The sequence below is a fragment of the Acidobacteriota bacterium genome, from assembly GCA_016700075.1.
GTDB lineage: Bacteria > Acidobacteriota > Blastocatellia > Pyrinomonadales > Pyrinomonadaceae > OLB17.
Map to the genome: position 1 here is coordinate 1,668,569 of CP065000.1, position 19,189 is coordinate 1,687,757.

A 19,189-nucleotide genomic window follows, 5' to 3' on the forward strand; every position below is an offset into this window, starting at 1 on the left:
ACTTTCTAACCGGTACGGGAACAAAGTGTGCAAGAGATCGATCAGACTTTGTTCGTATTTTTCGCGTGTTTCGCGGGATCGCTTTGTGGCAAAATGAATTTATGAACGCGACGATGCCGCAAGAAATGCAACAACACACCTACGCGATAATGGACCGCGTAGAGGATTCGCATTGGTGGTTCGTCGGCCGCCGGGCGATACTCGAAAGTTTTCTAACCCGGATCTGCTCGTCACTCGCCCCTCGTCACTCGCCACTAAAGATCCTCGATGTCGGCTGCGGAACAGGAGCGAACATCGAAATGCTGTCGCAATACGGCGATGCCGAAGGCGTTGACGTTTCGGATGATGCATTGGAATTTTGCCGCAAAAAGGGGCTGAAAGTTCAGAAAGGCCTCGCGGAAAAGCTGCCGTACGATGATGCGACGTTCGATCTGACGACCGCTCTCGACGTTATCGAACACCTCGACGACGATGTCGCCGGACTCAAAGAAATGCACCGCGTGACAAAAACCGGCGGCTATTCGCTGTTTTTCGTGCCGGCGTTCATGTGGCTTTGGGGCGTGCAGGACGACATTTCGAATCACCGCATCCGCTACACGCGGGCACAGATCGTCAAACGTATCGAAAAGGCGGGCTACACCGTCGAACGCGCGACTTATGCGAATTTCACTTTCTTTGCACCGATCCTCGGCGGCCGCGTATTCATGAAACTTACCGGCATCAAACCCGAATCCGAGAACATTATCAACGTATCGGCACTCAACGGCCTTTTCGGAAAGCTCTTTTCCGCAGAGCGGCACTGGCTCAGCCGAATGAATTTTCCATTCGGCGTTTCTATTGTTATCGTTGCTAAAAAAAGGTAGAGTTATCGGATTGAGATGGATTTTTATCGTCAAACAATTCGCCGAGTTCCGCCTTTGATCGAGGTGCCTGAAGAGCTACGCGATCGCGACGTTGAGGTGATCATTCTGCCTCTCGAAAATGGATCGTCCGGCAAAAAGGACAGCACCGTTGATAGTTTCGGCTATCCGGTCGGTTTTTTCGAAGAAACCGCCGGTTCGCTTGCTAATGACCCGATCGAACGCGCCCCGCAAGGCGATTTGGAGGTAAGGGAGGAGCTTAACTGATTGCCGCTAAAGTTCCTTTTAGACACAAACGTTTGCATAAACTACCTGAATGACCCACTTTCGAAGGTGAGTTCGGTTATTCGCTCAACTCCGGCCAACGAGATCGCCGTCTGCTCGATAGTAAAAGCTGAACTATTCTTCGGTTCGAGGAAAAGCAAGAACCCGACAGTGAATCTTGCGAAGCAATTGCGGTTTCTAGATCATTTTGCGTCATTCCCTTTTGATGATCGTGCGGCGAATGAATATGCGGACATCCGTGCTTTGTTGGCGGCAAAAGGCCAGTTGATAGGACCGTATGACATGCAAATAGCCGCGATCGCTGTCGCAAATGGACTCACTCTGGTCACACACAATACGTCAGAGTTTTCGCGGATAGCGGATCTGAACATTACTGATTGGGAAGAGTAGATCACTCAATGTCATCAAACCCTGAACTATCATTATTTCTTCCCGTGCTTGATGAGGAGGACAATCTGCGGCCGATGCACGCCAAAATACAGGCGGCGCTCGAAACGCTGGGCAAGACCGCCGAGGTCATTTTCGTTGATGACGGATCAACGGATAGGTCTCTGGAGATATTGAAAGAGATCGCTGCATCGGACGACCGCGTTCGCGTAATTAGCTTGCGGCGAAATTACGGTCAGACCGCTGCGATGAGTGCCGGCATCGACGCCGCAAAAGGCGAGATACTCATCCCGATGGACGCCGACCTGCAGAACGATCCTGCTGATATAGCAAAACTGCTCAAAAAGCTCGACGAAGGCTACGACGTCGTCTCAGGCTGGCGAAAGAACCGCCAGGACAAGATGATCTCGCGAAAAATTCCGTCAAAGATCGCGAACAGGATCGTATCGTGGATAGGCGGCGTGCCGCTGCACGATTACGGCTGCTCGCTCAAGGCATATCGCCGCGAGGTCATACAGGACGTAAAGCTCTACGGCGAGATGCACCGCTTTATACCGATATACGCAAGCTGGGCGGGAGCACGCGTCGCCGAGATACCGGTCGATCACCACGCCCGCACGATGGGCAGATCGAAATACGGCATCTCACGCACCATCAAGGTGATATTCGACCTGATGACCATCAAGTTCATGGCCGAATATCACACAAAGCCGATCTACGTTTTCGGTGCTTTCGGGATGATCGCATTTTTGATCTCGATGGCGGCGAGCATCTGGGCATTGGTGCTCAAATTCGGCTACAACGTCTCTTTCATATTGACGCCGCTGCCCGTGATCGCAGTTGTGATGCTTGCGATATCGGTGCAGTTCTTTCTGATGGGCCTTCTCGCCGAACTCCTCGTTCGCACTTACCACGAATCGCAGGACAAAGCGATATATGCGGTGCGGGAGAGGATAGGATTTTGACCGAGCATAATATGCCCATCACGGTTTATTTCGACACGAGCTTTTACGTTTGGTTAGCAAAAGCTGAACCTAGTATAGCGGACTCGGTGATTTACCGATTGAACAGGCTTGAGGTCAAACATGTACTCTCCTCGCACATTTTGCACGAGCTACTTTCCGGATCGGGCCGCGATTCGCAGGATCAGCGATTGGTAGAGCGAGTGGGAAAGTTGTCTCTGGAGCCATGCCGAATCCAATACGGTCATTTCCAAGGAGTCGATTTACTCGAATGGAATCTCCTTTTGTTGGCTGGAGAACAGCGAGATCTTTTCGCAAAGTTCTTGCAATCCGTGTTCGATAACGAAACCGTAGCCAGAAGCCTTTCCTCGCTTGCTGAAAGGAGATTGAGCGAAAACGATCAGGAGCGGGTTCAAAAAGCACTCGAGCCCTTCTTGTACGCCCTAGGCATAACGTCAGAGTCCTCTGATGCTGAAAGGATACAGAAGTTCTCTGAGTTTGGACACGACTTGACAACGAGGATGGGTGAGTTTCTTCCGGCAGAAAAAGCGCGCAAGCTAAAATCGATTGATATCTCGCCAGAGTCCATTACTAGTAACCCGTCTTTGATTGCGGAAAACTTTCTCACGGCTTTAGGTGAACCAACCGTTGAAAAACTTGAACGCGAAAAGGAACTTATTAATTCGTCTGTAACTCTGGAGTCTCGTCCTCTTAATGTCGTCGTCGGGGACGCTTCTAAGAAGGAGTTCATGAAACTAGGTAACACGTTCCGAGATGCGGTTCATATGGGAATATTTCTGGCAAATCGTGAAAAAATCGATTTATTACAGGTCGATTCACGACAGCTTGCCCTAATTCATCGGCCTAGTCCGATACATGCGCTTCGTGAGGCAGGTGTAGCTGATCGCTGTTTTGCGGTGAGGGATATACTAGAAGCAGTAAGCTACATTGAGAAATACGCTTCAACTCGAGAAAGTTCATGTGCGGAATAGCAGGGTGGATAAACCTGGACACAACCAAAGCTGAACAAAACGCCGATGCGGTGCTGCACTCGATGTGTGAACGGATCGTGCATCGCGGTCCGGACAGCGAAGGCGTGTGGCTTGATGACACGGTCGCTCTCGGCATGCGTCGGCTTTCGATCATCGACCTGCACACCGGCGACCAGCCTGTGTTTAGCTGCGACCGCTCGGTCGTCGTGATGATGAACGGCGAGCTCTATAACTATCGCGAAGTACGTGCGGAGCTCGAAAAGAAAGGCCACAAGTTCAAGACGAATTCAGACACTGAAATACTGCCGCATCTTTACGAAGAGTACGGCGAAGATCTGCTCGAGCATGTGAACGGCATGTATGCGTTCTCGCTGTGGGACACGAAGCGAAAGAAACTCATCATCGCCCGCGACCGTTTCGGAGAAAAGCCGCTCTATTACGGCGTTTTCGACGGCAAGCTGATCTGGGCTTCCGAGCCGAAGGCGATCCTGGCTCATCCCGACGTGACGCCCGAACTCGACCTGAACGCACTCCGCCATTACGTCTCTTACGACTACGTTCCGGCGCCAATGTCCATTTACAAAGGCATCAGCAAGCTGCCGGCCGCCCATGTTCTCACGGTCGATGGCGGTGAGGTGCAGATACGGCGCTACTGGGATCTGAGGTGGGACGACGGCTCTCCCGCAAAGCCGCAAGGCCACAAAGGAACGCTAAGCGAGAGAGCCGAGGAGCTGAAAAACCTCCTATCCGATGCTGTCAGAATGCGGCTGGTGTCGGACGTGCCGCTTGGTATTCTGCTTTCGGGCGGTGTGGATTCTTCGGCGATCGCGGCGTTTGCGGTGCAGCATGCGACGGAAAAGGTAAAGACGTTTTCGATCGGTTTTGAAGAAGATTCTTTTGACGAATCCCGTTTCGCACGGCAAGTCGCACATCGGCTAGGGACGGAACATTACGAAGCGACGCTGAGCGTAGACACCGCCGCCGATCTGATCTCCGACATCGGCTCTTGGCTGGACGAACCGCTCTCTGACGGCTCGCTGATTCCGACATACATGCTTGCCCGTTTCGTACGGCATCACGTTACGGTCGCTCTCGGCGGCGACGGCGGCGACGAGCTTTTTGCGGGCTATCCGATGTACTACGGCCACCGAGTGGCGCGGGCATACAAGATGATTCCGGCGTTTCTGCGTTCGGGGCTGATCGAACCGGTCGTGCGGGCACTTCCCGTCTCGACAAAGAACCTGTCGTTCGAATATCGCGCAAAACGATTCGTGCGATCCGCGAATTATGACGTTGTGACGAGGCATCACTCGTGGTTCGGTTCTTTTTCGCCCGACGAACAGCGGCAGCTTTTCACGGCTGACGTCAATGCTGCCGCCGACGCGGATATTTACGACATTGCCCGCGAACTGCTCAAGCATTGCGACGCAGACAACGACATCGAGCGTATGCAGTATCTCGATATCAATCTCTACCTCGCCGAGGACATTCTCACCAAGGTCGATCGTGCCGCGATGGCAGTCTCATTGGAAACGCGTGCGCCGTTCCTCGATCCGCGTATCGGCGAATTCGCGGCGTCGCTGCCGGTCAATTACAAACTCCGCGGCAGCACCGGCAAATACATACTAAAACGCTCGCTCAACGGCATTTTGCCGAACGAGATCCTGAACCGTCCCAAAAAAGGTTTTGGAATTCCGGTCGCAGAATGGCTGAAAGGCCGTCTGAATCCGCTGATGCGCGACATGCTCTCGCCCGATCGCCTAAAACGGCAAGGCTTATTCGAGCCCGCTTTCGTTGAACAACTGATCCGCGAACACGAATCCGGCGCCGCCAGCCACCACAAACAGCTTTGGACCCTGCTAGTTTTTCAGTTGTGGCATGATCGCTTTCTGCAGTGAATGGCGAAAAGTGGATAGCGAACAGTTTTTTGTTATTATCAGGCTATGGCAAATCTATATCCCGAGATCGAACCATTTGACAGCGGCATGCTGCCGGTGTCTGAACTGCACACTATCTATTACGAACGCGCGGGCAATCCGAACGGCATCCCCGTCGTTTTCCTGCACGGCGGGCCGGGCGGCGGACTGCTGCCGATGTATAGGCAGTTTTTCGACCCCGCGGCATATCACATCGTTCTGTTCGACCAACGCGGTTCAGGCAGATCGACGCCTCATGCCGAACTGAACGAGAACACGACGTGGGATCTGATCAACGATATCGAGACGCTGCGGGAAAAATTCGGCATCGACAAATGGTATGTTTTCGGCGGTTCGTGGGGCTCGACGCTTAGCCTTGCCTATGCCATCTCGCATCCTGACAGATGCCTGGGGCTTATTCTTCGCGGCATCTTTTTGACGCGAAAGAAAGAGCTGGATTGGTTCTATCAATACGGAGCTTCAGAAATATTTCCCGATTTCTGGGAACGCTATCGCGATGCAATTCCTGAGGAAGAACGCGGCGATTTCATCTCGGCATATCACAAACGCCTGACCAGCGACGACGAAGCGACGCGGCTGGCGGCGGCACGGGCATGGAGCACTTGGGAAGGTGCGACCTCGAAACTGTATCCCAGCCAGGACCTCGTCGATCATTGGGAAGAGCCGCATGAAGCTCTGAGCCTCGCCCGCATCGAATGCCATTATTTTACTAACGGTTCATTCTTCCCTTCGGACAATTATTTGCTCGAGAACGTGGACAAGATACGCCATATTCCAACGGTGATCGTTCAGGGCCGCTATGACGTGGTTTGCCCGATCACATCCGCATGGGACCTGCACCAGGCGTTTCCGGAAGCCGAATTTATCGTCATTCCGGATGCAGGACATTCGGTCTCGGAACCCGGCATTACCTCGGCGTTAGTAGATGCTATGGACAGGTTCAAAACGGCAAGTTAAGGTTTTTGTTGATGAAAAACAGGAGTGAAAGCTGTATGATTGGCTTTCAGGAAGGTTGCGTATGCTGCTTATGAATTTTGGAACAACTGAGATAATTCTCGTCGTCGCTGTACTATTCCTGCTTTTCGGGGCGTCACGGCTGCCGCAGCTTGCGAAATCGTTGGGACAGTCGCGGAAAGCGTTCAAAGAAGGAATGCGAGAAGCTGAAGAAGAGGAAAAGGCCGAACAGCAAAAGCTTTCGAGCGAAGCGGCTCCGCAGATCAATCAGGTTTCGGACGAAGCCCTCGCCGAAGAACTCCGCCGCCGGGCCGAAGCAAAATAGTCTTACCACTACGCTCTACGGCCGCGGATCAATGTGGCCTTCACCGTAAACTGAAACGATAGGTCGCCGAGTTCCGCGTTGATCAGGCCTGCGAGTTTTTCCTTGATCGCAGCGTCCTCAGCGTCATCTATCTCTCCGAACCACATTGGAAACAGAAAATCTGCGACGAGAGGCGAATTGACCAGATCCTCGCCTGTCTCAAAATCGAAGGCCTCATTCGCCGTTTCCGACTTGATGTTCACAAGGCCGGCATTCTCCGCCGCCTGTTTGACCGCAGCGACAGATGGCAGCCCCGTGATGAGGTCTTCTGCTTTGGTCGAAAGCTCAACGTCTGCGTCGGCCAAGACTTCCCACAACATGGAGTAAAGTTCGCCGAAGCTGCCCGCCGTCGGCATGACAAGTGCCACCTCTCCGTCCGTCTTGGCTTTGCGGACAACATCGTCGATCGTCTCCGCCGTGTCCTCCAAGCGAACGAAACTGAGGTCGGCCACAACGCACGCGAATGCGTCATCACCGAAACTCTTTGTCGAAAATTCGACCTTGGATCCGACGGCTATGGCCTTGTCGGCGGCGATCGCCAACTCGTATTCATCGCCGCAGACCGCAAAGATATCCGTCTCATTCCCGATACGCTCTTCGAGTACCAATGCATGGGTTCCGGTGCCTGCGTTCAGGTAAAGCAGTTCCTCGGCATCGGTCAGTTTCGCATGCTTATCGACAAGGTCGGTAAATCTGCGGGTCCATTCGTCCTGCACGTAAAGGTCGCGTAAAAATGCCAGCTCTTTGGCAGACTTCTGCATAAACCCATTGTAACGCACGCCGCTGCCGGAATAACAAGGATGCCGCCGCTGTCGGCTTTTGATATGCTTTTCTGAAATATGAGCAAGCACATCAAAGAGATTTTTGATCTGACAGGCAGTACCGCGATCGTCACCGGCGGTTCGCGAGGCATCGGAAAGGAAATGGCAGAAGCCTTGGGCGAAGCAGGAGCTAACCTGATGCTATGCGCTCGCCGCCGCGAATGGCTCGACGAGACGGTGAACGAGTTTGCGGCACGCGGCTTCAATGCGATAGGCAAGGTCTGCGACGTTTCAAAAGAGGACGAGGTTCAGGCGGTCGTGGATTCAACCGTGAAGCATTTCGGCAAGGTCGATATCCTGATAAACAACGCAGGTATTTCGTGGGGAGCGATGCCCGAGGAAATGACGCTGGAACAATGGCAAAAGGTGATCGACGTGAACCTGACCGGCTGTTTTCTGATGGCCCAGGCAGCAGGCCGCGAAATGTTAAAGAACAGCAGCGGCTCGATCATAAATATCGCCTCGATCGCGGGAATGACGTCATCCGCCAACGGTCCATTTTATGCGGGCTATGTCGCGAGCAAAGCCGGCCTCATCGGCCTGACTCGCGAATTGGCCGCAAGCTGGGGACGACGCGGGATCCGCGTGAACGCCGTCGCCCCGGGCTTTTTCCACTCGCGGCTCGCCGACGCTGTCATCGACATTTACGAACGTTCTATCCAGGAAAACAACGTAATTCCAAGAGTCGGAGAAGAAGGCGAGTTGAAAGGCATTACCGTTTTTTTGGCTTCTGAAGCGTCCAGCTACATTACCGGCCAGATCATCGCCGTTGACGGCGGAATGACCGTTTAGAAGTTCAGAGTTGTAGTTCAGAGTTTCGCCTTTAGGAGTGATTCACGCGTAAACGCGTAACTCTAAACACGTCGTAACTCTGAACTTAACTAAAGACAAATTCCCCGAACGCTTCAGGCACGTGGAAATTCGGCTTTTCAGTCATAGTCGGCTGCCACGCGAGATAGCCGCGGGTCTCGCCCTCGCCGACGCAGCGGAAGATATTCCCTAACCAAATGTCTCCCGCTTTCGGCTTTCGCCCAAACGCCTCCCACGGAATTTTCATCGCCATCAAAACGCGGTCTTCTTCAATACGCGCGGCGGCTTTCATTCCTGAATGATAGTCCCAATCCGTCACCCGCTCGCCACTCGTCATGTCGATCGCAAGATCAAGCCACTCACCCGTCGGCGCCACCTCGAACTCGAAATACCGCCGCGGCTCATTCCTGTCAGGGGCAATAAAGATCTCGCAAACATCGCGTTCCCATAGGCCGATGGCCTTCGCAGAAAGGTCGGGAGCCGTCGAAATGACAAGTTCTTCAGCCTGATTTAGATCGAATCTTGCGTAAAGGTGTTCATCGGAGTACAGGAGCCCGACTCTGAATTCTCCGGAAGGTGCGGCTTCGGTGCCGTCCCAATAGGTTCGTATGGTCTCCCGGCCCGACAAATGCCAAATGCGGGGGTCCAATAGATCGCCGCTGAACTCTTCTGTTCTTCGAATTTTCATACCAAAGCCGCAATACAGGCTCGGACACATATCCTGCGACCGACAACGTTAGCCGGCCGGTGTTTCGACAAGCCGCCGCATCAGTTTTCGTTTTACCAGCTCTACCAGAAACAAGTAAGTGATGGTAGCACCAACGAGAAAAATGAAATAGCCGGCCGGCAACGGCACAAATCCCAACACTTCGCCAATTGGAGTGAACGGCAAGATCACACCTGCGGAGAGAACAAGCATAATCGCAATCACCAAGGCAGGGCTCGGACGGCTGCGAAATGGGTTCCCTGCCGTTCTGATGATGAAGATGACAAGTATCTGAGTGGCGAGCGATTCCACGAACCAACCTGTATGGAAGAGTTTTTCCGAGGCGTGAAACACCGCCAAAAGGATATAAAAAGTAGCAAAGTCGTATATTGAGCTGATCGGTCCGATGTAGAGCATAAAGTCGCGTATCAGCCCGACGTCCCAGCGATGCGGTTTGTGAATGAACGTCTCGTCGACCGTGTCGGTCGGTATGGTCACCTGTGCGAGGTCGTAGAGAAAATTATTCAGCAGGATCTGCGTCGGCAGCATCGGCAGGAACGGCAAAAATATGACCGCACCGGCCATGCTGAACATGTTCCCGAAGTTGGAACTCGTGCCCATCAGCAGATACTTCATGACGTTGCCGAAAGACTTGCGGCCTTCGATAATGCCGTTGTGCAGGACGGCGAGGCTGCGTTCCATCAGGACGATCTCAGCCGCATCTTTTGCAACGTCCGTTGCCGTCGCGACCGAGATCCCGACATCAGCGGAATGAAGCGAAGGAGCATCGTTGATACCGTCGCCCAAAAATCCGACAACATGGCCGCGGGCCTTTAGCGCTAGTAGAATGCGGTTCTTTTGGATCGGAGAAACGCGGGCAAAGACGGTTGCCTTCTCAGCGACCTGCCCCAGAGCGGCGTCATCCAGGCCGTCTATCTCATCGCCGAGTACTATGTTCTCGACATCGAGGCCGACCTGTTCGCAGACATAACGAGTGACAAGTTCGTTGTCTCCAGTCAGGATCTTGACTGTGACGCCGTCATTCTCTAAGTCCTCAATGGCCTTTGCCGCGGTCTCGAGCGGCTCGTCGGCAAACGTTACGTAGCCGGCAAAGATCAATTCCGTCTCATCATCGGTTTGATAGTTGGGTTTCTCGGGCACCTCATTATAGGCCACTGCCAAAACGCGCAGGCCATCCTCGCTAAATGTCCTGAATGTCCGTTCGGCCTCCGATCTTTTTTGATCATCGAGCGTTTCGATCTTTCCCTTGTCGCGATACCTCGTGCAAACATCTAAGACGCTTTCGGGAGCACCTTTTGTTATCAGCAGGCGATGATGTTTGCTTTCAGCAATGACGGAAACGCGCCGCCTTTCAAAATCGAAAGGTATCTCCGCGGCCTTACGATAGTCGCTGATCTTTGGTTGATCATGGGTCAAGATCGCGGCATCGAGCGGATTGGAGACCTCCTTTGACCGGATAGCCTCGTCAAGCGGATTGGTAACGCCGGTCTCTAAACTGCTGTTCAGATATGCGAGAAAGAACGGAAATTCCGATGATTTGCCAAAGGGACCGCAGTGATCCTTCAACGCCATCTCGCCTTTGGTCAGCGTTCCGGTCTTGTCGCTGCAGAGAATATCGATGCTGCCGAAATTTTGTATCGCCTCGAGATGCTTTACGATCACCTTCTCTTTCGCCATTCGCATGGCGCCCTGGCCGAGCGTGACGGTGGTTATCATCGGCAAGAACTCCGGCGTCAGGCCGACCGCCAATGCGATCGAGAAGAGGAGTGATTCCAGCAGGTCCCGCTCCATCAGGGCATTTACGAAGAATACAAAAATCACCAGAACGAAAATGACGCGTGCGATGAAGTAGCCGAATTTTTTTGTTCCGCGTTCGAACTCGGTCTCCGGCGATCTTTCCACGAGTCGTGCGGCGATGCGGCCAAGTTCAGTATTCTTTCCGGTCGCCGTCACGACCGCTGTCGCCTCACCGCTGATCACCGATGTGCCAAGAAATATACTGTTCAGACCGCTTTCGGATCGTTTCTCGACCGGCAGTGATTCGCCGGTCAGCGCGGATTCCTGAACGTGGAAACTGCTGCATTCGACGATCCGTGAATCCGCAGGTACAAGATCACCGGCGGAAAGACGTATCAGATCGCCTGTGACTACCTCGCGACGCGGTATCTCGCCCCATTTGCCGTCACGCAGGACCGTCGCCGTCAGGCTGACCTCTTGGCGCAGACGAGCAGCTGCATTTTTTGATCGCGATGTCTGGACAAAATTGAGAATTACGCTGAGAAAGACCATCAAAACGATGATCGACGCGTTTATCCATTGGCCGACCGCAAACGATATCGCACTGGCGAGGAGAAGAATTATAACGAGAGGATTGGCAAAGAGAAGAAGTACCTCAACGACCGGGCCGAGCCGTCTCGAAGTCTCGATCTCATTCGGCCCGGCTTCTGCCAGACGCCTGTCTGCCTCTTCTGCGGCAAGTCCGCTGAGTTCAACTGCTTGACCGCCGGTGGTTTCGGGCTTGTGGGTTTCAGACATTGCAGTCGCCTCGCGGATCGAGCCTTTCCAGCCCGATGTTACAGGCGATCCAGTATGAACTCAACCCTTTTTTCAGCGGGCAGCACCGGCACCTGAAAAACAGGGAAACCCAGAGAGCGATAAACCTCGATCAGGAGGGCGTGTATGGACCTTTGCGCGTCCTCATTATCGCGACGTGCATAGTCATTTACCAGAGGAAGAAGATCGAGGATGAAGACCTTTTGATACGAGACTGACTCAAGTATCTCCGCAAGCCGAGGGTCTTCCGGGATGCCGAGAAACTGATAGTACGCTCGTGCGTCGGGAATGGCCCGGTCCAAAAATACGACCTTTTCAGGCGAGAGCGAACGCTCTTGAGCTATTTGCAGATCGAGCACGTGCTTCTGGAAATCCGCTTGGTTGCGCTCTATCTCTTCGGGCGTTTTGCCGTGAGCCCTCTGCAGATCGATATAGTGCCGTGCCTCTTCGACGGTCGTTTCGTACCCCAACGAAAGGAGCAAATTGACGGTCGTGGTCTTGCCGCAGCACGGCCCGCCGGTTATCACATACCATTTATTAGAGGTTCGTTCAGGGACAGTCATCGTTACGATCAGCGGTTCGTCAATTCGTTCGCAGGACGGTCTTCACCGCCATCTTGGCAAGTTTCCAGGTGCGCCTCGGGAAGTTCGTTCGAACGGGTGGCGTTGTGATCTACCGAGAAACTGTTTGCTGAGTCCAAGGTCGTATTCTGTTAAGGACCGGACCAAGAGTTCGTTCGGCAACCTCTGTATCGTACGCGGCTTGCGCACGGAGCCAGTAGCCGTTCGAGAGACCAAAGAAACGGCAAAGGCGGAGATCAGTATCCGCCGTGATAGAACGCTTGCCGGCAATGACCTCACTTATTCTCTGGGCGGGAACGCCGATCTCTTTTGCGAGCCGATATTGGCTGATGCCCATTGGCCTCAGGAATTCTTCAAGCAATAATTCTCCGGGAGTTATTGGATCCAACTTTCGCATAACGCCTCTCTTCTATCAGTGATAATCAACTATTTCAACCTCTTCTGCGCCCGCTTCGCCCCAATTGAAACAAATACGCCAACGCTCATTTATTCTGATGCTGTATTGTCCGGCTCTGTCACCTTTGAGCAGTTCAAGCCTGTTTCCGGGCGGAACCTTCAGATCATCGAGCCGTCCCGCAATATCCAGCTGCCGAAGTTTACGACGGGCGACCTTTTCGATGTTCACAAATCGCCGAACACGATCACCGTCGGCCAAGGCCTTTGTGTCTTCGCACTTAAAGGTCTTGATCATACAAAATAGTAACGTATCGCGTGATTACTGTAAACCTTTTCTATCGCCCCGTATTCAATACTGTCTTCACCGCCATTTTCGCGAGTTTCCAGGTGCGGTCCCAGTCGATCTTGCCGTCGGTATCGCGGCCCATGATCTTGTTCACAAATATCTTGCGGAAATCGCGGCCTTCGCGGCGGAGCATGAATTCCTTGGCGTAGGGCTTTGCCGTTTCAAAGAAATTGAATTCCGGATCGGTGATGATGCCGATGCCCTCGAGCGTCATCAGTGCACGCATGATGTAGGTGAAATTTGACGGCAGACGGAACGGATAATCGTACATCACATCCGCGAGGTCATAGGTCAGCTCCTTGAAATTGACGTCCTTGAGCTTCAGGTTGAAATGAAACTCGAACATCTTTTCAACGACGGGCTTAACGACGGAGTGCGGCGTTCCGGGCTTTAGGAAATCGAGGTCGATCAGGTCCTGCGCGATGCCCGAAGGATCTTTGCCGACGACGTGAAAGAAAGCATCGATCATCTTCGCCTGCAGTTCGGGCGTGATGCGGCCGACCATTCCGAAATCAAAAAATGCGAGCCGTCCGTCGGGCATAACGAGCAAATTGCCCGGATGCGGATCGGCATGGAAGAAGCCGTCCTCGAGCAATTGCTTGAGATAAGTCTTTATCAATAAACGGTTTACCTTCGCGGGCGAGATGTTCATCCGCCGCTGTGCTTCGAGGTCGGTGACCTTTGTGCCGTGGATGAACTCCATCGTCAGAACCTTCGATGTGGTGGCGTTCCAGTAGATCTTCGGTACGTGGATGTTGTTCCAGTTCTTGAAATTCTCGCGAAATCGCTCGGCGTTGCGGCCTTCCGCGGCATAGTCCATCTCTTCATGGATGGTCTGGTCAAACTCGCGGAGCATTCCGACCCAGTCCGCATTTTCACTGAGCTGCGGAAAGCGCTCAGCAAAATTCGCGACCTTTTTCAGTATGACGAGATCGCCTTTGATTGTAGCTTCGAGATTTGGCCGCTGAACCTTTACGGCGACCTCTTCGCCCGTGTGCAAGCGGGCACGATAAACCTGGCCAAGCGACGCCGCGGCGACAGGTTCGACGTCGAATTCCGCGTAAACCTGATTGATCTTCAGTTCAAGCTCGCGTTCGATGATGGCGAATGCGACATCGTTCGGAAACGGCGGTACCTGATCGACCAGCGTGCCGAGCTCTTTTACAAAAGGCAGCGGCAGCAGATCGGCTCGCGTGCCCATCGACTGGCCGATCTTAATGAACGTCGGCCCGAGAGTGATGAGTTTTTCCTTGAGCCAAATTGCCTGTTTTTCCTGATTTGTCTCGCGGTTCGTGCTGCGGCCGAGGAACATCAGCCGAAGCAAATTCAGAAAACGGTGGAACACCCACAGCCTGCCGCGATAAAGATATTCGCCGTAAACGGCCGCACGCGTAAGGCGAAGAGCCTTTTTCATTCGCTCACCCGCGATCTTCCAATGAGCACGTTTGTGAACGTCGAGTTGGTCGAGATAGAGATATAGAGCCAACTTGCCGATCACCATCGAGACGCGAGACATTCTCAGCCAGCCTTTCATGCCGAGATACTGGTGCTCGACCTCGTCCTCTTTCGCGGTCAGGAACTTCTCTTCCTCGATCAACTCCTCATTCGTGACATACTTCGCGATCGGCAGTTCATCGGTCGGCACCATCGCCGTTGCGACAAGCTGTGCCTCGCGGCGTTCGAGTGTTTCGGGAAGCTTTTTTTCGGAAACTGCGTTCATCAATATGTAATTCGCTGTCGAACCGCGTTTCGATGCGGCAGATCGCGTGATGTTTGCATCACAAGATCTCAAGCATATTCATTACGCCCGGCCGGCCGAAATAGTTCCTCGCACGGCCCGAATCTCGTTCGATCTGTGCCTTTAACTCATCTATTCCGTTGAACTTACGCTCGTCGCGGATCCGATGCAGAAATCTGACGCGGAGCACATCGCCATACAAATCGCCGTCAAAATCGAATAGGTACGTTTCGATCGAGGGATCCGAGTCTGCACCGAAAGTAGGCCGCACGCCTATATTCGTAACGCCGCGGCGCCATTTTCCATCGACCAGCGTCGCCGTGGCATAAACGCCGAATTTCGGAATGACGCGGTTCTGAGGTTTCAGGTTCGCGGTTGGAAATCCGATGGTATGGCCGCGGCGGTCGCCGCGGATAATGACGCCTTCGACACCGTAAGGACGCCCGAGCATACGGCGGGCGAGATTGACACGGCCGTCACGGAGCAGTTCGCGAATTCGCGACGAGCTGATTCGTATGCCGCGAAGCTGCACCTCATCGACCTCGTCGGCCAGGAAACCCAACTCGGCTCCCATTTTCCTGAGCAGTTCAATGTTCCCGCCGCGGCCTTTTCCGAAGGCGAAATCTTTTCCCAAATGCACCTCGCGGGCATGCAGGCGTTCGTGGATGATGTCCTTTATGAAACCTTCGGCCGGCTGCTGAGAAAAATCAAGGTCAAACTTGATAACGATGGCTTGTTCGATGCCGAGGAATTCAAAATTTGAAAGCCGCTGATCTAGCGTTTGCAGCAGAGGCGGTGCGGAATCAGGATGCAGTACGGCACGCGGATGCGGATCGAACGTGATCGCGGTCGGCACGGCATTGACGGCACGGGCACGCTCGACGACCGTCCGCATTATTTTCTGATGGCCGAGATGCAGCCCATCGAAAACTCCCAATGTCAGCACGGTCGGCCGCTGAATGCCTGCATTCTCTGTTCCGTGGTAGATCTTCATCGCCATAAAATGGTATTTCAGCCTTCTAAACGGAGCAACCGGCATTTCGGCTACGACGCGATCAGCAGCTGTACCTGTTCTAGCGTTATCACGCGATAGGCGGGGCGTTTTGCCCTGCGGTATTCTACGCTGTGGCTGACGGCGGGATAGCCGCGTTCTTTCATTTCCGCGTCAAATTTTCGCCACGCTTTTTGGTCGAGCTTGCCGATCTTCCCTTTTTCGAGACGGCTGCCGAGTTCCGTCCATGCCGCCAGGAATTTGTCTTTGTCCGGACGAAATTCCCGTGAACTTGCGAGGAAGGCGTCAATGAGGTCAACCTGTTTACCACCGCTGCGTTTGAAAGGCCGAAGGTTTACGCGGCCGATCTCGCCGCCCGGACAAAGCGGTTCCCATTCGTTCTCGCCTGCGGGCGTATTGCCCATTTCTGACCATTCCTTTTCAAGCCGAGCAAGTGCGATATCGCGTTCAGGTGCAGCGTGTTCGCCGCCCATCGTAGCCTGAAAGAGGTGTTTGTAGGCATCCGCTATCGCAAAAGCCTCTTCTGTATTCCATTTAGGAATCGCGAAATCGAGCAATGCTGTCGGCATGCAGGTCAGAAATAATGCGGCGGCTAATATCTGCATCGGCTATACGCAGTCGCCGAGATGTTTGCCCGGGATCAGGTGGTTTTGAATGTAATCCGCGACCGCCGTCTGTAGATCGGTCGTTTCGGCCGTGTAGCCGGCCTCGCGGATCCGCGTCAGGTCGGCCTGCGTGTTGTATTGATATCGATCACGAAGGTGCTCGGGCATATCGATATATTCAACATTTCGCGGCATATCCATCGCGCCGAATATTGCGTCAGCCAGAGCATTCCAAGTATTCATTCGCCCTGAGCCGACATTGAAAAGTCCGCCTGTTCCGTCCTCCATAAAATGCAGCGTCATATCGACGGCATCTTTCACATAAACAAAATCGCGGCCGAACTCGCCGTCGGTGTAATCGGGATGATGGCTGCGGAAAAGCTGCAGCTTTCCGGCCTGCTGTATTTGACCGAAAGCCTTGTTCACGAGCGACCGCATGTCGCCCTTGTGATCCTCGTTGGGGCCGAAAACGTTGAAATACTTCAGCCCGACGATGTCGTCGAACAAGCCGTTCCTCGCTGCCCACTGATCAAATAGGTGTTTTGAATATCCGTAAACATTGAGCGGGCGGAGTTTATCAAGGCCGTCGAACCCGTCTTCCATACCTGCCGAACCGTCACCGTAGGTTGCCGCCGAAGATGCATAAATAAAGCGGGCATCATTTTCCAACGACCAAAGAGCGAGCAATTTTGTGTATTCGAAATTGTTGCGGAACATATAGTCCGCGTCGGTCTCGGTCGTCGAGGAACACGCTCCGAGATGAAAAACGACCTCCGTATCGTCGTGCATGTCCATCTCGTCAGCGAAATCGTCCGCATCGACGTAGTCGTCAAAACGCAGAGGCACGAGATTTTTCCATTTGTCGGTCTCGTCGAGCCGATCGACTATCAAAATGTCGTCATATCCCAGCTCGTTCAGCTGCCAAACGACCGCACTGCCGATGAAACCCGCTCCGCCTGTTACGATGATCTTTGCCATACGATCAGATCCAAACGCTAATTTACTACATTATCGAAGTTCTGCGACATCGGCCGATTTCATAAAGCACGAGCGAGAACCTATACTTTCATTTACAGCAGGCTTGAAACATGTCATCAGGATCACAACACGAGCTGGTGCTCATTCTGGATTTCGGATCGCAATATACGCAGCTGATTGCACGCCGCGTCCGCGAACAGGGCGTCTATTGCGAGATACATCCTTACCATTTTTCGGCCGACGAGATAGCGGCAAAGCGGCCGAAAGGCGTCATTTTGTCGGGCGGGCCTTCGTCGGTAACGGACGAGGACGCACCGCGGGTCGAAGCCGGATTTTATGACAAGGTTAATGCTCCGATCCTGGGCATTTGTTATGGAATGCAGCTCACCGCGGTCGATCTGGGCGGCAAAAGCGAGCCCGCCGCTCGACGTGAATACGGACACGCGAAATTGAAGGTTTTGAGCGGCGGAACACGGCTGTTTGACGAAATGCCGTTCGAGCTGGACGTCTGGATGAGCCACGGCGATCACGTAACCGAACTGCCGCCGGGCTTTCAAACGACCGCGACGACCGGCGATGTTGTTACCGCGATGGAATCGGCCGAACGCAGAATTTTCTGCGTACAGTTCCATCCCGAAGTTACGCATACGCCGCTTGGCAAAGAGATCCTGCGGAATTTCCTTTTCAATATTTGCGGCTGCACGGGCGACTGGACGCCATCTAGCTTCATAAAAGAAGAGATAGAAAAGATCCGTGCGACAGTCGGCGAGACCGACCGCGTCATCTGCGGGCTGTCCGGCGGTGTCGATTCGACAGTGGCTGCGGTACTTGTCCACGAGGCCATCGGCGAACGCCAGACATGTATTTTCGTCAACAACGGCCTGCTGCGGTATCGCGAATTCGAGGACACGCTGCAGGTTTACAGAGACAATCTCCACCTCAATGTGATCGGCGTTGATGCCTCGCAGGATTTTTACGAGGTGCTCGCAGGCGTCAGCGATCCCGAAAAGAAGCGAAAAGCGATTGGGGCAAAGTTCATCGACATTTTTCAGGCAGAAGCTGACAAGATCGCCGACGCTAACTGGCTCGTGCAAGGGACGCTTTATCCCGACGTGATCGAATCCGTTTCGGTTCGCGGAGCATCTGTAACAATAAAGACTCATCACAACGTCGGCGGCCTGCCGGAAGAGATGAACCTGAAACTCATCGAACCGCTGCGTGAGCTTTTCAAAGACGAGGTGCGCCTTATAGGCCGAGACCTAGGCATTCCGGAAATGATACTCGAACGCCATCCATTTCCCGGGCCCGGACTCGGCGTCCGCATACTCAGCGACATTACGCCTGAAAAGGTCGAGTTGCTGCAAAAAGCTGACCGCATTTTCATCGAGGAACTGCACAATTTTGGCCTATACAAGGATGTCTGGCAGGCGTTCGCTGTGCTGCTGCCGATACAGTCTGTCGGCGTCATGGGCGATTTCCGCACGTATGAGAAGACCGTCGTCCTGCGTGCCGTCACCTCCACCGACGGCATGACCGCCGATTGGGCACGCCTGCCGCACGATTTCCTCGCCGCCGTCTCGTCCCGCATCACATCCGAGGTCCGCGGCGTCAACCGCGTCGTCTGCGACATCACATCAAAACCACCCGGCACGATCGAGTGGGAATAATTATAGGATCTAAGATCTGAGCGTTGGCCGCTAAGGTCAGGCTTGCTGCCGTGTACTCACGCATTCTTTCGTCGCATTGTGTGTATTCTCACGCAACAGTGCGTAATCCCTCGCGCCCGGGATGAGATGTAAAGGGATCCGAAATGGATGACCGGCTGTAAATATGGGCTTTACCGCATTTCCGCGATCGTTGCGTAGGGCACGCAACTTGCGG

The 19,189-nt window shown here is 53.6% G+C and carries 20 protein-coding genes; 10 read left to right on the forward strand and 10 right to left on the reverse strand.

Annotation, left to right across the window (positions count from 1 at the left end):
• The first annotated feature begins 101 nt into the window (after window positions 1-101).
• From IPM50_07485 to IPM50_07520, 8 genes are all read left to right on the forward strand, one after another.
• Window positions 102-863 carry a class I SAM-dependent methyltransferase gene (locus tag IPM50_07485; protein QQS34397.1) on the forward strand — a complete coding sequence of 254 codons (762 nt, stop codon included), beginning with the start codon at window positions 102-104 and terminating at the stop codon, window positions 861-863.
• A gap of 15 nt (window positions 864-878) precedes the next feature.
• Complete coding sequence (locus IPM50_07490) at window positions 879-1,127, forward strand: hypothetical protein (GenBank protein QQS34549.1); 249 nt, start codon at window positions 879-881, stop codon at window positions 1,125-1,127.
• Window positions 1,128-1,535, forward strand: coding sequence for a type II toxin-antitoxin system VapC family toxin (locus IPM50_07495; GenBank protein ID QQS34398.1), 408 nt, complete (start codon window positions 1,128-1,130; stop codon window positions 1,533-1,535). It begins immediately after the preceding gene.
• A gap of 8 nt (window positions 1,536-1,543) precedes the next feature.
• A complete protein-coding gene (locus IPM50_07500; protein QQS34399.1) occupies window positions 1,544-2,497 on the forward strand; it encodes a glycosyltransferase family 2 protein in 954 nt (317 codons plus the stop codon).
• Window positions 2,494-3,486 (forward strand): hypothetical protein, encoded by a 993-nt coding sequence (locus IPM50_07505; protein QQS34400.1) that lies wholly within the window; start codon window positions 2,494-2,496, stop codon window positions 3,484-3,486. The genes IPM50_07500 and IPM50_07505 overlap by 4 nt, the downstream gene beginning before the upstream one ends.
• Window positions 3,474-5,384: an asparagine synthase (glutamine-hydrolyzing) gene (gene asnB, locus IPM50_07510; GenBank protein QQS34401.1), complete on the forward strand. Its 1,911-nt coding sequence runs from the start codon at window positions 3,474-3,476 to the stop codon at window positions 5,382-5,384. The genes IPM50_07505 and asnB overlap by 13 nt, the downstream gene beginning before the upstream one ends.
• Before the next feature lie 45 nt (window positions 5,385-5,429).
• On the forward strand, window positions 5,430-6,380 hold the full coding sequence (pip, locus tag IPM50_07515) for a prolyl aminopeptidase (protein QQS34402.1): 951 nt from the start codon (window positions 5,430-5,432) through the stop codon (window positions 6,378-6,380).
• A 70-nt stretch (window positions 6,381-6,450) separates the two neighbouring features.
• Entirely contained in the window at window positions 6,451-6,702 is a 252-nt protein-coding gene (locus IPM50_07520; GenBank protein QQS34403.1) for a twin-arginine translocase TatA/TatE family subunit, read from the forward strand.
• A gap of 8 nt (window positions 6,703-6,710) precedes the next feature.
• Here the strand turns inward: IPM50_07520 and IPM50_07525 are convergent, their stop codons facing one another.
• Window positions 6,711-7,502: a hypothetical protein gene (locus tag IPM50_07525; protein ID QQS34404.1), complete on the reverse strand. Its 792-nt coding sequence runs from the start codon at window positions 7,500-7,502 to the stop codon at window positions 6,711-6,713.
• 78 nt (window positions 7,503-7,580) lie between these two features.
• Here IPM50_07525 and IPM50_07530 point away from each other — a divergent pair, with 78 nt between their 5' ends.
• On the forward strand, window positions 7,581-8,354 hold the full coding sequence (locus tag IPM50_07530) for an SDR family oxidoreductase (GenBank protein QQS34405.1): 774 nt from the start codon (window positions 7,581-7,583) through the stop codon (window positions 8,352-8,354).
• A gap of 85 nt (window positions 8,355-8,439) precedes the next feature.
• On the opposite strand, the gene IPM50_07535 is transcribed toward IPM50_07530, so the two are convergent.
• From IPM50_07535 to rfaD, 9 genes are all read right to left on the reverse strand, one after another.
• Complete coding sequence (locus IPM50_07535; protein ID QQS34406.1) at window positions 8,440-9,060, reverse strand: carbohydrate-binding family 9-like protein; 621 nt, start codon at window positions 9,058-9,060, stop codon at window positions 8,440-8,442.
• A 48-nt stretch (window positions 9,061-9,108) separates the two neighbouring features.
• A complete protein-coding gene (mgtA, locus tag IPM50_07540) occupies window positions 9,109-11,634 on the reverse strand; it encodes a magnesium-translocating P-type ATPase (protein QQS34407.1) in 2,526 nt (841 codons plus the stop codon).
• A 38-nt stretch (window positions 11,635-11,672) separates the two neighbouring features.
• Window positions 11,673-12,215: an ATP-binding protein gene (locus tag IPM50_07545; GenBank protein QQS34408.1), complete on the reverse strand. Its 543-nt coding sequence runs from the start codon at window positions 12,213-12,215 to the stop codon at window positions 11,673-11,675.
• A gap of 109 nt (window positions 12,216-12,324) precedes the next feature.
• Window positions 12,325-12,630 carry a HigA family addiction module antidote protein gene (locus IPM50_07550; GenBank protein ID QQS34409.1) on the reverse strand — a complete coding sequence of 102 codons (306 nt, stop codon included), beginning with the start codon at window positions 12,628-12,630 and terminating at the stop codon, window positions 12,325-12,327.
• 15 nt (window positions 12,631-12,645) lie between these two features.
• The gene (locus IPM50_07555) at window positions 12,646-12,924 is read right to left on the reverse strand and encodes a type II toxin-antitoxin system RelE/ParE family toxin (protein QQS34410.1); all 279 of its coding nucleotides are present in this window, start codon (window positions 12,922-12,924) and stop codon (window positions 12,646-12,648) included.
• A 40-nt stretch (window positions 12,925-12,964) separates the two neighbouring features.
• The gene (locus IPM50_07560) at window positions 12,965-14,695 is read right to left on the reverse strand and encodes an AarF/ABC1/UbiB kinase family protein (protein ID QQS34411.1); all 1,731 of its coding nucleotides are present in this window, start codon (window positions 14,693-14,695) and stop codon (window positions 12,965-12,967) included.
• A 58-nt stretch (window positions 14,696-14,753) separates the two neighbouring features.
• Entirely contained in the window at window positions 14,754-15,707 is a 954-nt protein-coding gene (locus IPM50_07565; GenBank protein ID QQS34412.1) for a bifunctional riboflavin kinase/FAD synthetase, read from the reverse strand.
• 50 nt (window positions 15,708-15,757) lie between these two features.
• A complete protein-coding gene (locus IPM50_07570; GenBank protein ID QQS34413.1) occupies window positions 15,758-16,330 on the reverse strand; it encodes a hypothetical protein in 573 nt (190 codons plus the stop codon).
• Between the two features lie 3 nt (window positions 16,331-16,333).
• The gene (gene rfaD, locus IPM50_07575; protein ID QQS34414.1) at window positions 16,334-17,308 is read right to left on the reverse strand and encodes an ADP-glyceromanno-heptose 6-epimerase; all 975 of its coding nucleotides are present in this window, start codon (window positions 17,306-17,308) and stop codon (window positions 16,334-16,336) included.
• A 110-nt stretch (window positions 17,309-17,418) separates the two neighbouring features.
• On the opposite strand from rfaD, the gene guaA reads away from it, so the two are divergent.
• A complete protein-coding gene (guaA, locus tag IPM50_07580) occupies window positions 17,419-18,975 on the forward strand; it encodes a glutamine-hydrolyzing GMP synthase (GenBank protein QQS34415.1) in 1,557 nt (518 codons plus the stop codon).
• Window positions 18,976-19,189: the final 214 nt, after the last annotated feature.

Excerpts from the sequence above, each read along its gene's own strand:
- IPM50_07485 (QQS34397.1), top strand. The coding sequence starts at position 102 with ATGAACGCGACGATGCCGCAAGAAATGCAACAACACACCTACGCGATA.
- IPM50_07490 (QQS34549.1), top strand. The coding sequence starts at position 879 with ATGGATTTTTATCGTCAAACAATTCGCCGAGTTCCGCCTTTGATCGAG.
- IPM50_07500 (QQS34399.1), top strand. The coding sequence starts at position 1,544 with ATGTCATCAAACCCTGAACTATCATTATTTCTTCCCGTGCTTGATGAG.
- asnB (QQS34401.1), top strand. The coding sequence starts at position 3,474 with ATGTGCGGAATAGCAGGGTGGATAAACCTGGACACAACCAAAGCTGAA.
- pip (QQS34402.1), top strand. The coding sequence starts at position 5,430 with ATGGCAAATCTATATCCCGAGATCGAACCATTTGACAGCGGCATGCTG.
- IPM50_07520 (QQS34403.1), top strand. The coding sequence starts at position 6,451 with ATGAATTTTGGAACAACTGAGATAATTCTCGTCGTCGCTGTACTATTC.
- IPM50_07525 (QQS34404.1), bottom strand. The coding sequence starts at position 7,502 with ATGCAGAAGTCTGCCAAAGAGCTGGCATTTTTACGCGACCTTTACGTG.
- IPM50_07530 (QQS34405.1), top strand. The coding sequence starts at position 7,581 with ATGAGCAAGCACATCAAAGAGATTTTTGATCTGACAGGCAGTACCGCG.
- IPM50_07535 (QQS34406.1), bottom strand. The coding sequence starts at position 9,060 with ATGAAAATTCGAAGAACAGAAGAGTTCAGCGGCGATCTATTGGACCCC.
- mgtA (QQS34407.1), bottom strand. The coding sequence starts at position 11,634 with ATGTCTGAAACCCACAAGCCCGAAACCACCGGCGGTCAAGCAGTTGAA.
- IPM50_07545 (QQS34408.1), bottom strand. The coding sequence starts at position 12,215 with ATGACTGTCCCTGAACGAACCTCTAATAAATGGTATGTGATAACCGGC.
- IPM50_07550 (QQS34409.1), bottom strand. The coding sequence starts at position 12,630 with ATGCGAAAGTTGGATCCAATAACTCCCGGAGAATTATTGCTTGAAGAA.
- IPM50_07555 (QQS34410.1), bottom strand. The coding sequence starts at position 12,924 with ATGATCAAGACCTTTAAGTGCGAAGACACAAAGGCCTTGGCCGACGGT.
- IPM50_07560 (QQS34411.1), bottom strand. The coding sequence starts at position 14,695 with ATGAACGCAGTTTCCGAAAAAAAGCTTCCCGAAACACTCGAACGCCGC.
- IPM50_07565 (QQS34412.1), bottom strand. The coding sequence starts at position 15,707 with ATGAAGATCTACCACGGAACAGAGAATGCAGGCATTCAGCGGCCGACC.
- IPM50_07570 (QQS34413.1), bottom strand. The coding sequence starts at position 16,330 with ATGCAGATATTAGCCGCCGCATTATTTCTGACCTGCATGCCGACAGCA.
- rfaD (QQS34414.1), bottom strand. The coding sequence starts at position 17,308 with ATGGCAAAGATCATCGTAACAGGCGGAGCGGGTTTCATCGGCAGTGCG.
- guaA (QQS34415.1), top strand. The coding sequence starts at position 17,419 with ATGTCATCAGGATCACAACACGAGCTGGTGCTCATTCTGGATTTCGGA.